The 12803-nt window shown below is 66.2% G+C and carries 13 protein-coding genes; 3 read left to right on the top strand and 10 right to left on the bottom strand.

The features are described 5' to 3' along the window. Positions 1-13: 13 nt before the first annotated feature. Together AC1DIO_RS14460 and rnhA are read left to right on the top strand one after the other, a co-directional pair. Entirely contained in the window at positions 14-979 is a 966-nt protein-coding gene (locus tag AC1DIO_RS14460; protein WP_476853568.1) for a homoserine kinase, read from the top strand. Continuing rightward, positions 976-1422, top strand: coding sequence for a ribonuclease HI (rnhA, locus tag AC1DIO_RS14455; protein WP_113518917.1), 447 nt, complete (start codon positions 976-978; stop codon positions 1420-1422). The genes AC1DIO_RS14460 and rnhA overlap by 4 nt, the downstream gene beginning before the upstream one ends. A 15-nt stretch (positions 1423-1437) precedes the next feature. Here the strand turns inward: rnhA and AC1DIO_RS14450 are convergent, their stop codons facing one another. The 3 genes from AC1DIO_RS14450 to AC1DIO_RS14440 form a co-directional block, all read right to left on the bottom strand. Continuing rightward, the gene (locus tag AC1DIO_RS14450) at positions 1438-1887 is read right to left on the bottom strand and encodes a GNAT family N-acetyltransferase (RefSeq protein WP_069877496.1); all 450 of its coding nucleotides are present in this window, start codon (positions 1885-1887) and stop codon (positions 1438-1440) included. 150 nt (positions 1888-2037) lie between these two features. Next, on the bottom strand, positions 2038-2523 hold the full coding sequence (locus AC1DIO_RS14445) for a peroxiredoxin (protein ID WP_113518915.1): 486 nt from the start codon (positions 2521-2523) through the stop codon (positions 2038-2040). A 46-nt stretch (positions 2524-2569) separates the two neighbouring features. Continuing rightward, complete coding sequence (locus AC1DIO_RS14440) at positions 2570-3421, bottom strand: protein-disulfide reductase DsbD domain-containing protein (protein WP_476853558.1); 852 nt, start codon at positions 3419-3421, stop codon at positions 2570-2572. Between the two features lie 176 nt (positions 3422-3597). Between AC1DIO_RS14440 and AC1DIO_RS14435 the strand changes: the two genes are divergently transcribed. Further along, positions 3598-4209, top strand: coding sequence for a YqgE/AlgH family protein (locus tag AC1DIO_RS14435; protein ID WP_441488901.1), 612 nt, complete (start codon positions 3598-3600; stop codon positions 4207-4209). Positions 4210-4244: 35 nt separating this feature from the next. Here the strand turns inward: AC1DIO_RS14435 and AC1DIO_RS14430 are convergent, their stop codons facing one another. The 7 genes from AC1DIO_RS14430 to AC1DIO_RS14400 all read right to left on the bottom strand — a co-directional run bounded on the left by AC1DIO_RS14430 (position 4245) and on the right by AC1DIO_RS14400 (position 12792). Then, complete coding sequence (locus tag AC1DIO_RS14430) at positions 4245-7154, bottom strand: EAL domain-containing protein (RefSeq protein ID WP_441488902.1); 2910 nt, start codon at positions 7152-7154, stop codon at positions 4245-4247. Between the two features lie 101 nt (positions 7155-7255). Next, positions 7256-7870, bottom strand: coding sequence for a GNAT family N-acetyltransferase (locus tag AC1DIO_RS14425; RefSeq protein ID WP_441488903.1), 615 nt, complete (start codon positions 7868-7870; stop codon positions 7256-7258). Positions 7871-7876: 6 nt separating this feature from the next. After that, a complete protein-coding gene (locus AC1DIO_RS14420; RefSeq protein ID WP_441488904.1) occupies positions 7877-9220 on the bottom strand; it encodes a M16 family metallopeptidase in 1344 nt (447 codons plus the stop codon). Beyond that, on the bottom strand, positions 9217-10632 hold the full coding sequence (gene thrC / locus AC1DIO_RS14415) for a threonine synthase (protein WP_441488905.1): 1416 nt from the start codon (positions 10630-10632) through the stop codon (positions 9217-9219). Before thrC ends, AC1DIO_RS14420 begins: the two co-directional genes overlap by 4 nt. Positions 10633-10723: 91 nt before the next feature. Then, a complete protein-coding gene (locus AC1DIO_RS14410) occupies positions 10724-11491 on the bottom strand; it encodes an SURF1 family protein (protein WP_441488906.1) in 768 nt (255 codons plus the stop codon). Continuing rightward, on the bottom strand, positions 11488-11862 hold the full coding sequence (locus AC1DIO_RS14405) for a DUF983 domain-containing protein (RefSeq protein WP_441488907.1): 375 nt from the start codon (positions 11860-11862) through the stop codon (positions 11488-11490). Before AC1DIO_RS14405 ends, AC1DIO_RS14410 begins: the two co-directional genes overlap by 4 nt. Before the next feature lie 66 nt (positions 11863-11928). Further along, positions 11929-12792 (bottom strand): cytochrome c oxidase subunit 3, encoded by an 864-nt coding sequence (locus AC1DIO_RS14400; protein ID WP_441488908.1) that lies wholly within the window; start codon positions 12790-12792, stop codon positions 11929-11931. Positions 12793-12803 lie beyond the last annotated feature (11 nt).

Here is a 12803-nt window from a genome sequence, read left to right as displayed (position 1 = left end):
CGAGTKAGCGAATTTGGCCGTCTATACTGAAGTGCCCGACGATGAGATGGCTGCCTTCGTGGCGCGTTACGGCATTGGTGATCTGCTGGCGGTCAAGGGCATCGCCGAGGGGGTCTCGAATTCCAATTTCCTGCTGCACACCACGCAGGGCTTCTTCATCCTGACGCTGTACGAAGAACGGGTGAGCGCGGCTGATMTGCCGTTCTTCCTCGGACTGATGGAACATCTGGCCGAGCGCGGGCTGATCTGCCCGCTGCCGGTCAAGGCGCAGGACGGTCTGGCTGTGAGCCGGCTCGCGGGGCGGCCGGCGGCGATCGTGACTTTCCTCGATGGTCTCTCCGTGCGTCGTCCGACGGCTGCTCATTGCGCCGAGGTCGGGCGTGGGCTGGCGCTCCTGCACAAGGCGGGCGAGGGCTTCGGCATGACCCGGTCCAATGATCTGTCAGTCGCGGGCTGGCGGCCGCTGGCGGAACAGGCCGGTGCCGGGGCCGAGACGGTCTCGCCTGGACTGGCGAAGCGCGTCATGACGGAAATCGCGTTCCACGAGGCCAACTGGCCACAGAACCTGCCGCGCGGCGTGATCCACGCCGATCTCTTTCCCAACAACGTCTTTTTCATCAAGGACCGGCTGTCGGGGCTGATCGACTTCTACTTCGCCTGCACCGATGCCTTCGCCTACGATCTCGCCATCTGCCTGAATGCCTGGTGCTTCGAGGCCGATGCATCGTTCAATCTCACCAAGGGGCAGGCGATCCTCGCGGGCTATGAAAGCGTGCGCCCCCTGACCCCCGCCGAGGTTGAGGCGCTTCCGGCGCTTTGCCGCGGTTCGGCCCTGCGTTTCCTCCTGACCCGGCTGGTGGACTGGTTGAACGTTCCGCCGGGGGCCCTGGTCAAGCCGCTCGATCCGCTCGAATACGACCGCAAACTTGCCTTCCACCAGCGCGTCGGTGACGCCCGCGAATACKGCCTGAAACGATGAGCGATACAGTAGAGATCTGGACCGACGGGGCTTGTTCGGGCAATCCCGGCCCGGGGGGCTGGGGCGCGATCCTCAGCTACAATGGCAAGGCGCGCGAGCTCTCGGGCGGCGAACAGATGACCACCAACAATCGCATGGAGCTGATGGCGGCGATCTCCGCGCTCGAGACGCTGACGCGGCCCTGCACGGTGGCGCTGCATACCGACAGCCAGTACCTGCGCCAGGGCATCACTGGCTGGATCCATGGCTGGAAGAAGAATGGCTGGAAGACCGCCGACCGGAAGCCGGTGAAGAACGAGGAGCTCTGGAAGCGCCTCGATGCCGCACTCGGCCGCCACAAGATCGAGTGGAAATGGGTCAAGGGCCACGCCGGAGACGAGATGAATGAGCGCGCTGACGTGCTCGCCCGCGCCGGCATGGCGCCGTTCAAGCCTGGGCGATAGAGCCCGGCCGGCTCGTCAGCCGAGCGGCTGCCGATAGACCAGGAAGCCCGAGAGGTCGGCGACCTTGTCGTACAGTTCGCGCGCCTGAAGATTCGTCTCATGCGTCTGCCAGTAGACGCGGAAACAGCCCTTGGCCTCGGCCATCTGCCGCACGGCTTCGATCAGCTTGCGGCCGCCGCCGCCGCCACGGATATCCGGGCTGACGAACAGATCCTGCAAATAGCAGATATCCTTGGCGCTCCAGGTGGTGCGGTGCGTGACCCAGTGCACGATGCCGACTGCCTTGCCGTCGCGTTCGGCGATGAAGCCACCCATCGGCTCCTTGCCGCCTGTGAGCCGGGCGAAGGTCAGGTCATGGATCTCTTCCGGCAGGCTCGACTTGTAGAAGGTCAGGTAGCCCTGCCAGAGCGGTCCCCAGGCGGTGCGATCGCTCGCGACGAGCGGGCGGATGGTGATCTCGGACATGCAGCCTCTCCCAATAGCGCTGTCACGCTAGCCCGGGGGCGCGGCATCTGTCTCATGACAAAGCGCCATGCTTTCGATCAGCATCGTTGCAGCAGGCATCAAAAAGCCCGCGCGGCGGGGGCCGGGCGGGCTCTTTCATGCGCGAAGCGCTCAGAGCTGCTTCAGCATTTCTTCGGCGCCGGAGACGTCGGCCTTGCCCGGTGCGTCTTCGACATTGAGAGCCTCGACCACGCCGTTTTCGACGATCATCGAATAGCGCTGCGAGCGGGTTCCGAGGCCAAAGCCCGAACCGTCGAGCGAAAGCCCGATCTCCTTGGCGAAATCGGCATTGCCGTCCGAGAGGAACTCGATGACGCCGACTGCGCCCGTTGCCTTCGACCAGGCATCCATGACGAAGACGTCGTTGACGCCGGTCACCATGATGGCGTCGACGCCCTTGCCCTTGATCTCTGCAGCCTTGGCGAGATAGCCGGGGAGGTGATTCTTGTGGCAGGTCGGCGTGAAGGCGCCGGGCACCGCAAACAGCACCACTTTCTTGCCCTTGAACAGGTCTTCGGTCGTCTTCGCTGCCGGGCCGTCCGCCGTCATCACGCGGAACGTCGCCTGCGGAAGTGTGTCACCCACCTTGATCGTCATCGCCTGTTCTCCGTGAGCCATGCGGCCTTCGCCGCTCGGTCAGGGATTAGGGCTTGGCGACCGGGATGTCGAGTTCAAGCCGCGTCTCGACCGCTGCAGGTTTGCCGCGCACCGTCACGATGAAGGGCACCGGCCCCGCTGCGCCCTTGGGACGGTCCGTAATCCGGACATGAGCGAGCACAGTGCCATCGGCCTGCGGCTTCAGGACCGGCTTGCTGAAGGACCAGGCGCCGGGCCCCTCGACGAAGACATCCTCGATCGCGCCGTCCGGCGGAGCCTGCAGCACGAGCTTGACCTTGGGCTCAGGCCCAGCCTCGCCGGGCAGCACCTCGATCACCGAGATCTTCTCTTTGTGCGGCCCAAGCTTGACGGGAATCGGCACCCGCGCCTCGAAGCTCTCGAGCCGCGGCGAGGTTACCGAGGTCACGCCGGGCTCGAGCCAGAGCTGAGCCTCGCCCTTGGCGGGAATGCACATCTTCTCGCAGACGGCATAGTCGAGCTTGAGCACGACCATGACTGGCTTGCTGGGGTCAACCGGCTGCACCGACACCGGCACCACGACCTCGCCGACATAGCCGATCGAAAAGCCGGTGCCATCCTCGAAGCGTTCCGGCGCGGGCCAGCGCACGTCGAGGCCACCGACATTGGTGGAGCCGCTCCAGTCGAAGGAGGGAGGAACGCCGGAATCGCCGGGGTTGCGCCAATAAGTCTTGTAGCCTGGCGCCATAGTGATCTCGACGCCGATGCGTTGCTTGCCCGAGGGGGCCGTCGCTCCGGCGATCAGGCGGATCGAGGAATGCGTACTGCCGGACCATGACGACACCGCCGCCTCCTGCGCCTGAGCAGGAGCGCTGAACGCCAGCGCGGCGAGCGCGAGTGAGAGCAATGCCAACTTCACGATGACCGTCTTAGGGAATGCGTCTGCAAAAAGCGAAACAATCTCTCTCACATTTGCTGGCAATCATGTGACATGCAGCCATTCATCCTATGCCGCATGATTGGGGCGCAATCGCGGTGCCGGCATTTTCAAGGACACCGGTTTCCAGCCGGGCCGATTGGATTTAGCATGGCGGTATGAAGATCGGATCCAGCCAACGCGTCAGCGGCCGCAGCTATCTCGACGGGCAGTGCCTGATTGCCATGCCCGGCATGACTGACACGCGTTTCAGCCGCAGCGTGGTCTATATCTGTGCGCATTCCGAGGATGGCGCCATGGGCATCATCCTCAACAAGCCGGCGCCGGACACGCGGTTTCCCGATCTGCTGGTCCAGCTCGATGTGATTCCCTCGGAAGAGCTGATTCGCCTGCCGAGCCAAGCCGAACGGATGCAGGTGCTGCGCGGCGGACCGGTGGAGACCAAGCGTGGCTTCGTACTGCACTCCTCGGACTTCTTCCTGGAATCGGCGACCCTGCCGATCGACAACGGCATCTGCCTGACGGCGACCTTGGATATCCTGCGGGCCATTGCCATTGGCAGCGGTCCGGAGAACGCGGTGCTGGCTCTTGGCTATGCGGGCTGGGGAGCGGGGCAGCTTGAATCCGAGATCCAGTCGAATGGCTGGCTGCACTGCGCCGCTGACCCGGCGCTGCTCTTCGACGACGGCATCGAAACCAAATACCATCGCGCGCTGCACAAGATCGGCATCGATCCCGCGTTCCTGTCCAGCACGGCCGGACACGCCTGAGCGGCGCTGGCCTCCCTCCCGGAATAGGGGAGGGGTTACGCTGCTTCCGAAGAGGACGCGGCGCTCGCGCCCACCAGCCTGCGGGCTTCGGCTGCGCTCATCGGCTGCCCGAAGATATAGCCCTGCGCATATTGGCAGCCGAGCTGGTAGAGCTCGATCGCATCCGACTCCGTCTCCGCGCCCTCGGCAACGACGTCCATGCGCAGATCGGCGGCGAGCTGGACGATCGAGCGCAGGATCACCGGCGGTTTCCCGTTGCCCATCTGGCGCACGAAGCTCTGATCGACCTTGATCGTGTCGAACGGAAACCGCTGCAGATAGGACAGCGAGGAATAGCCGGTGCCGAAATCATCGAGCGAGAGCCCGGCGCCGAGTTCGCGGATGCGCGAGAGCATCTGCGCGGCATATTCCGGATTCTCCATCACCAGGCTTTCGGTGATCTCGAGCTTGAGCGTGCCCGGCAAGACGCGCCGGCGCGCCAGCACCGTCTTGACGTCATGCAGCAGGTCGTGGCGCAGCAACTGGCGGCTCGAGACGTTGACGCTGGCGAAGATCGGCGGGTCGACCTCGAGCGCGGCCTGCCAGGCGGCGAGCTCGCGTGCGGTACGGTCCATCACATAGACGCCGAGATCGACGATCAGCCCGGTTTCCTCGGCGATCGCCAGGAAATCCTGCGGCAGCAGCCGGCCCTCGCGCGGGTGGTCCCAGCGCACCAGGGCCTCGAAGCCCGCGATGGTCCGGTCCTCCAGCCTGACGATCGGCTGGTACATCACCTGAATCTCGCCGCGCTCGATGGCGCGACGCAGGTCGCTCTCCAGGGCAAGACGATCGTTGCGATCGGTCCGCATCGCGGGGACGAAGACCTCGATCTTGTTGCCGCCCTGCCGCTTGGCATGCGCCATCGCCAGCTCGGCGTTCTTCAGAGCATCGTCCTTGCGGGCCGCCGGCGAGGCGTCGAACAGCGCAAGCCCGATCGAGGGGGTCAGGAAGATCTCGCGTTCCGCGAAGGTCACCGGCGTCGAGACGGCGCGGCGAACGAGTTCCGCCAAGGCCAGGATACGCTCGGGGTCCCGCTCGGAGACAAGGATCATGGCGAAGGTGTCGCCGCCGATGCGGGCAAGCGTGTCCTGCGCCCGCAGCAGACGGCCGAGCCTGCGGGCGAGCGTCAGCAGGATCGAATCGCCCGCGGAGAAGCCGACCGACTCGTTGACCTGCTTGAAGCGGTCGATGTCGATGACGATCACCGTCGGGCGGATATTGTCGTCGGCGCGGCAGAAGCCGAAGACGGCGCCGAGACGATCCTGGAACAGCTTGCGGTTGGGCAGGCCGGTCAGGTTGTCATGCACCGCGTCATGCAGCAGCCGCTCCTGCGCAGTCCTCTGCTCGGTGACATCGGCGAGCGTGCCGATCACGCGGATGACCTCGCCGTTGGAGCCGATGACGGGCCGGGCCTTGAGGTTGAACCAGTGATAGCTGCCGTTGGCGGCTCGCAGACGGAAATCGAGCTGCAGCTTGCCGCGCCGCTGTTCCAGCACGGCATCGAGCGTGACGCGATAGCGGTCGCGATCGGAGACATGCATGTATTCAAGCCAGCGCGCCGCCGAACCTTCGAGCGCGCCGCGCGACAGGCCGAGCAGGGTCTCGGTCTGCGGCGAGACGAAGATCTTGTCGGCGCTGACATCCCAGTCGAAGACGAGATCGCCGGAGCCCGACAGCGCCAGCGCCCGCCGCTCGGTGTCGGAGACAAGGCCCTGCGCCAGCGCGCCGCCGGCGAAGGCGTGCTGAATGACGGTGAAGCCGATCAGAAGCACGATCAGCACCAGCCCGCCGATCAGGGCGGGCGCGACCAGGTCGCGCTGGAACTGGCCGGTGACCGTGAACCCGGCGGCCGTCACCCAGACGGCAAGCAGGAACCAGGTCGGGATCAGCATGACGGCGCGCTCGTAGCCATGCGTCGCCAGGTGCAGGATCAGCACGAAGCCGACGGCCGCGACGGCGGCGATCGAGATGCGCGCAATGCCCGACGCCATCGGGGCATCGAAGACGGCCAGACCGACGAGGCCGAAGAGGCCGAGGATCCAGATGATCGTCACGTGGCTGTAGCGGACATGCCAGCGCGACAGGTTGAGATAGGCGAAGAGGAAGACGAGCAGCGTCGCCGCCAGCACCACCTCGGCTCCGGCGCGGTAGATGCGCTCGATCGCCGGCGTCAGCGGGAAGATGCGTTGGAAGAAGCCGAAATCGAGCCCGGCATAAGCGAGAACGGCCCAGGCCAGGGCGGCGGCGGCCGGGAAGATAACCGCTCCCTTGACCACGAAGATGATGGTCAGGAAGAGCGCGAGCAGGCCGGCAATGCCGATGATGATGCCCTTGTAGAGCGTCAGCCCGTTGGTCTTCTGGCGATAGGCCTCCTGCTCGAACAGATAGAGCTGAGGCAGGTTCGGAGATTTCAGCTCGGCGACGAAGGTCACCGTCGTGCCCGGGTCGAGCGTGATCATGAAGACGTCGGCGTCCGGGCTATCCTCGCGCTCGGGGCGAAGCCCCTGGCTCGCCGTCACGGCCTCGATCCGCGTGTCGCCGAGATCAGGCCAGATCACGCCGGAGCCGATCAGGCGGTGGAACGGCGCGACCAGCAGCCGGTCGATCTGCTCGTCGGAATCATTTGTGAGCGCGAAGACGATCCAGTCCGGCCGTGCGCCCGACTCGCGTGCCCTGACCGCGATGCGGCGCACGATGCCGTCGGGCCCCGGCGCGGTCGAGATCTGGATGACGTCGCCATCGGATTTGTTGCGCTCGACCACATGGGTCAGGTCGATCACCGGTGCGTCGACAGGGACGCGGACGGCCTCCACGGCCTGGGCCGGTACGGCCAGGGACAGCACGAACAGGAGTGCGAGGCCGACAAAGGCAAGGCCAAACCGGAGAAGTCGGTCAGGAGGGGACAAGCGCGACTCGGTAACTGTGTGGGCCGCGCTCAAGCGGGGCGGGGGACCCAGTCGTACCGACCGGTCGTGGCGAGGGCAAGGCAGAGGCTCGGCCCTGTGGATCATCGCGCGCCGCCCGTCTCCGCGGGGCCGAGCAGCCGGTCCGTCGAAATCATCGCATAGAGCAAGTGGTCCGCCCAGTTTCCGTTGATGCGCAGATAGGCCCGCGCCTCGCCTTCGCAGCGGAAGCCGACGCGCTCCAGCAGCCGGCGAGACGGCTCATTGCCGGGCAAACAGGCAGCTTCGACGCGATGCAGGCCGAGGTCGGAAAAAGCGAAGCGCACCGCGCCGCGCACGGCTTCGGTCATATATCCCTTGCCGGCGTGGCGTTGTCCCATCCAGTAGCCGAGCGTGCAGGCCTGGGCGACGCCACGCCGGATCAGTCCGAGCGTCAATCCCCCCAGCAAGGTTTCGCTGCCGGCATCGAAAATGAACAGGGGATAGGCTTCGTCAGCCGCGATCTCGCGTGCGGCACGCTTGACGCGCAGGCGGAACGAATTCCGCGTCAGGTCATCCTCGTTCCAGACCGGCTCCCAGGGCGTCAGGAATTCCCGGCTCTCCATCCGCAGAACCGCCCAGGCCGCATAGTCGTTCGCCAGTGGCGCCCGCAGAAACAGGTTCGGCGTGCGAACGAGCGGGCGGGCTGGCGGATCGGTCGAGAAGCGGAAGAGAGCCATGGCTGCTCAATCCCCGGAGCGTGCGGCCTGCCGCAGTTGCTCTGCCGGCGGGAGGCCGGACAGCGGACCGACAGCGGCGATCGTTGGCTGGTGCCCGAGCAGAGAGCGTCCGGCGGCGCGAACATCCTCCAGCGTGACAGCATCGAGCCGGTGCGCCAGCTCCTCGCGCGGTATCGCACGTCCGAAGACGAGCACCTGGCGGGCCATCTGTTCAAGCTTGCCACCAGGGCTCTCAAGCGAGGCCAGCAGCCCGACCTTCATCTGGGCCCGGGCGCGTGCAACCTCGACCTCCGTCACATCTTCGGCGGCCTGCCGCAGGCAGCCAAGGGCAACATCGATCAGCTCGCTCGCATCTTCCGGTGCTGTGCCGGCGCTGATTCCAAACACGCCGCAATCGGAGAAGGGCCAGTGGAAGGCGTCGATGGAATAGGCGAGGCCGCGCTGCTCGCGCACCTCCTGGAACAGCCGGGATGACAGCCCTCCGCCGAGCACGGAGGAGAACACCTGGAGCGGGTAATGCGCGCCGTCCCGGAAAGGCTGGCCGGGAAAGCCGAGCACCAGATGGACCTGCTCCTCGTCGCCCTCGATTCGCGCTTCGCCGCCCCGGTAATGACCATCCTCGCGCTCGAAGGCCTCAACGGGTTTGCCTGGGAGGCTGGCGAGCCTGTCACGTGCCAAGGCGACGAGCTCGTCATGGTCGACGGCGCCCGAAGCAGCCAGCACCAGGTTGCCGGCATGGTAGTGGCGCGCCAGATAGGCCCGGATGGCGTCGGGCGTGAAACTGTTGACCGTCTTCGCTGTTCCCAGGATCGGGCGGCCGAGGGGCTGGTCCGGAAAGGCCGCCTGCAGGAAGCGGTCATAGACGAGATCGTCGGGCGTATCCTGAACCGCGCCGATCTCCTGCAGGATGACACCCTTCTCGCGGGCGAGTTCCTCGGGCGCAAGCGCTGGCGACGTCAGGATATCGGCCAGGATGTCCACGGCGAGTGCGAGGTCGGATCCCAGGACTCGGGCCGTGTAGCAGGTGTACTCGACACTGGTCGCGGCGTTGAGATCCCCGCCAACGCTTTCGATCTCCTCGGCGATCTCACGGGCGCTGCGCCGCGCCGTGCCCTTGAAGGCCATGTGCTCGAGCAGATGCGCCAGTCCGTGTTCGTTCGGAAGCTCGTCGCGCGCGCCGGCCCCGATCCAGATGCCGAGCGAGACGGTGGACGCATGGTCCATGCGCTGCGAGACGATGCGCAGGCCGGAGGGCAGGGTCGTCAGGTCGACCTCAGGGTCATGCGCCCCCGACGAGCGTGGCGCAGGCGTGGCCAGTTCGGCGATCTCGGCCGGCCCCGTCGCGATCATGCCGCCGCTCCCCGCACTGTCCGGGCGTTCTGCCGGATGAAGGCCTCGATGCGTCCCTGGTCGTTCGGCAGCAGGGTGAAGCGCTCCTTGCGCTCCATCAGATCGCCGAGATGGGCCGGCAGGGCGGGCGTGACACCGCTCGCCGCCGCAACGGCTGCGGGGAACTTGGCGGGATGGGCTGTGCCGAGCACGATCATCGGCGTGGCAGGATCTGCCCTCAGGCCCCGGCGCGCGGCTGCAACCCCGATCGCGCTATGGGGGTCGAGCAGATAGCCGGCCTCGCGCCACGTGCGGCCGATCTCGTCGGCGACCTCGGCCTCGTCGACCGCGCCGGCGTCGAACTCGGAGCGGATGCGGGCCAGCGGCTCCGGCGCGATCTCGAACCGGCCGGATTGCTGCAAGGACTGCATCAGCCGGCGCACGGCGGCACCGTCGCGGTCATGCGCCTCGAACAGCAGGCGTTCGAAATTCGAGGAGATCTGGATGTCCATCGAAGGGGAGGTCGTGGCGGCGACGCCCCGCATCTCATAGGCGCCGCTCTCGAGCGTGCGCGGGAGGATGTCGTTGCTGTTCGTGCCGATCACCAGGCGCTCGATCGGCAGACCCATGCGCTTGGCGACCCAACCGGCGAGCACATCGCCGAAATTGCCGGTCGGCACCGCGAAGGAGACCTTGCGCCGGGGCGAGCCGAGGGCGACAGCCGAGGTGAAGTAGTAGACCACCTGCGCCGCGATGCGGGCCCAGTTGATCGAATTCACGCCGGAGAGGCGCAGTTCGTCGCGAAAGCTGTGGTGATTGAACATCGCCTTGGCGAGGTTCTGGCAATCGTCGAATGTGCCCTCGACCGCGATGGCGTGGACATTGGGTGAGTCCACCGTGGTCATCTGCCGCCGCTGCACGTCCGAGACGCGCCCCTGCGGATAGAGGATGAACATGTCGACCCGCTCAAGCCCCTTGAAGGCGTCGATGGCAGCACCGCCTGTGTCGCCGGAGGTTGCGCCGACAATGGTGGCGCGCTCGCCGCGCTGCACCAGCACATGGTCCATCAGCCGCCCAAGCAACTGCATTGCCACATCCTTGAATGCCAGAGTCGGGCCGTGGAACAGCTCGAGCACGAAGAGATTGTCGCCGAGCTGCGTCAGCGGACAGGTGGCCGGATGCCGGAAGGTGGCATAGGCCTCGCGGATCATGGCGCGCAGCGCCGCCGTCTCGATATCTCCGTCGGCCAGCGCGCCGATGATGCGCTCGGCAACTTCGGCATAGGGTTTGCCGGCGAAGCCCGCGATGTCCTGGGCTTCAATTCTGGGCCAGGCCTTCGGGACATAAAGGCCGCCATCGCGGGCGAGCCCGGCGAGCAGGGCGTCGGAAAAGGCGAGGGAGGGCGCTTCCCCCCGGGTGGAGACATGCAGCACGGTGTCGCTCTCTGTGGTCGTGCTGCTGCTATAGGCCGGGAGCGCAGCGAGGGCAAAGGTTGCGCGCCCGCGGCAGGGCCGCGGGGCGAGGTCAGTCGTGTTTCTGTCGCCGGGCCTGCCAGGCGAAGGCGATGAAGACACCGATCAGGGTCAGGGCCAGCCCGAACCAGGTCAGTGCGTATTGCAGGTGGTTGTCGGGAATACGGCCGATCAACTCCTTGACATCGACGCCGGCCGGCGGCGTCAGCCCGTCTCCCTGACGCTCGAGCTCGAGATAGAACGGCGCGGCCGCCAGGCCGAGGGAGGACGCAATGGCGGCCGGATCGCGTGTGAAGAACTCGCGATTGGCCGGGAGGTCGGCCGGGGTGAAGCTGTTGCGTGCTTCGGGCGTGCGCAGGAAGCCTGTCACGGTTGCCGGTCCGGAGGCCGGCTTGATCTCGCCCAGGCGCGCTTCCGGCACGAAGCCGCGATTGATCAGGATGACGCCGCCGGCATCGAGCCGGAACCCCTGGAAGATCCAGCGGCCGAAGCCGGAGAGCTGGCGCGTTCCCGGTCCGCCCGATGCGATCGTGGTGCGCACGCCGGCAAAGGGGCCGTCGACGTAACGCCCGGATGCCGCGACCCGCGTCAGGTCGAGCTTCGCAGGGTCGAGCGTGCTCCATTGCTGCTCGGGCGGGAGGGGCGCCGGAGGGCTCGCTGCCTGCGCTTGCAGGCGCTCGATGAAGCTGTGCTTCTCGCCCATCCGCAACAGCTGCCAGCTCCCCAGCGTGCAGAGCACCAAAGTCCCGCAGATGGTCAGGATCGCGGGCAGGAGAAGGCTCGGACGCCGTGTGCTGTCTGGCATTGTCTGCGCGCTCACTTTTCTCGCCTGCCTTCCTCGGCCTTGTGGGCGTATTGCAGCGCGACCGCGAGCCCCTTCATCGGCCGCAGAAGGGCGAGGCAGACGGTGACGGCCAGCGGCAGCCAGATCGAGAGATGCACCCAGATCGGCGGCTCATAGGCGATCTCGACCGACAGCGCCGCGCCAAGAACCGCGAAGCCTGCGATCAGCATGATGAACACGGCAGGGCCGTCAGCCGAGTCGGCGAAGGCGAAATCCAGCCCGCACGCGGCACAACGAGGGCGCAGCTTCAGAAACCCGTCGAAGAGCTTGCCTTCGCCGCAGCGCGGGCAACGGCCGGAAAGGCCGGTCGCGTAGGGTGAGGGGCTGATATGCTCGTACTCTGCCATCATGGTTTCCCGGAAAAAACAAAGGCGGCCTCGCGGCCGCCTTCGGGATTGTCTTGAGGCGGCCGCTCAGTGCGCCGCGGCCGATCCGGCGCCGGACGCCCAGACATAGATCGCGGCGAACAGGAACAGCCACACCACGTCGACGAAGTGCCAGTACCAGGCCGCGAACTCGAAGCCGAGATGCTGGGCTGGTTTGAAGTGGCCGAGATAGACTCGGTACAGGCAGATCGCCAGGAAGATCGTGCCGATGAGCACATGGAAGCCGTGGAAGCCGGTCGCCATGAAGAAGGTCGCGCCATAGATATGGCCGCTGAAGGCGAAGGTGGCGTGGGCGTACTCGTAGGCCTGCACGATCGAGAACAGGCCGCCGAGGAACACGGTCAGCCAGAGCGCCTGCTTCAGACCCTTGCGGTCGTTCTGCAGCAGCGCGTAATGCGCCCAGGTCACCGTCGTGCCCGAGGTCAGCAGGATCAGCGTGTTCAGCAGCGGCAGGTGCCAGGGATCGAAGGTCTGGATGCCCTTGGGAGGCCAGACGCCGCCGGTGAAGTCGTGGCGGGCGTACTGGATCGTTTCGCCGCTGAAGAGGCTGGCGTCGAAGAAGGCCCAGAACCAGGCGACGAAGAACATCACCTCGGAGGCGATGAACATCAGCATGCCGTAGCGATGGTGAAGCTGGACGACGCGGGTGTGGTGGCCCTCGTGCTCAGCCTCGCGCACCACGTCCATCCACCATGCGAGCATGGTGTAGAGAACACCGAGCAGGCCGACGCCGAAGACCAGGGGGCCGAGATGCATGCCGGCGACGGTCATCGCCTTCATCCACATGACCGCGCCGATGGCCATGATCGTCGCGCTGCTCGCGCCGACGAGCGGCCACGGGCTCGGGTCGACGAGATGGTAATCGTGGTTCTTGGTATGGGCCCCGGCCATCTTACTTTGTC

Source organism: Allobosea sp. 05T439 (assembly GCF_056396005.1).
The sequence above is the reverse complement of the archived record's forward strand: the minus strand, read 5'-3'. Positions and strand labels throughout refer to the sequence as shown.

Coding starts and splice junctions, on each gene's coding strand:
- AC1DIO_RS14420 (WP_441488904.1), bottom strand. CDS start 9,220: ATGATCGCGACGGGGCCGGCCGAGATCGCCGAACTGGCCACGCCTGCG.
- AC1DIO_RS14450 (WP_069877496.1), bottom strand. CDS start 1,887: ATGTCCGAGATCACCATCCGCCCGCTCGTCGCGAGCGATCGCACCGCC.
- AC1DIO_RS14425 (WP_441488903.1), bottom strand. CDS start 7,870: ATGGCTCTCTTCCGCTTCTCGACCGATCCGCCAGCCCGCCCGCTCGTT.
- AC1DIO_RS14435 (WP_441488901.1), top strand. CDS start 3,598: ATGAAGATCGGATCCAGCCAACGCGTCAGCGGCCGCAGCTATCTCGAC.
- rnhA (WP_113518917.1), top strand. CDS start 976: ATGAGCGATACAGTAGAGATCTGGACCGACGGGGCTTGTTCGGGCAAT.
- AC1DIO_RS14445 (WP_113518915.1), bottom strand. CDS start 2,523: ATGACGATCAAGGTGGGTGACACACTTCCGCAGGCGACGTTCCGCGTG.
- AC1DIO_RS14405 (WP_441488907.1), bottom strand. CDS start 11,862: ATGGCAGAGTACGAGCATATCAGCCCCTCACCCTACGCGACCGGCCTT.
- AC1DIO_RS14400 (WP_441488908.1), bottom strand. CDS start 12,792: ATGGCCGGGGCCCATACCAAGAACCACGATTACCATCTCGTCGACCCG.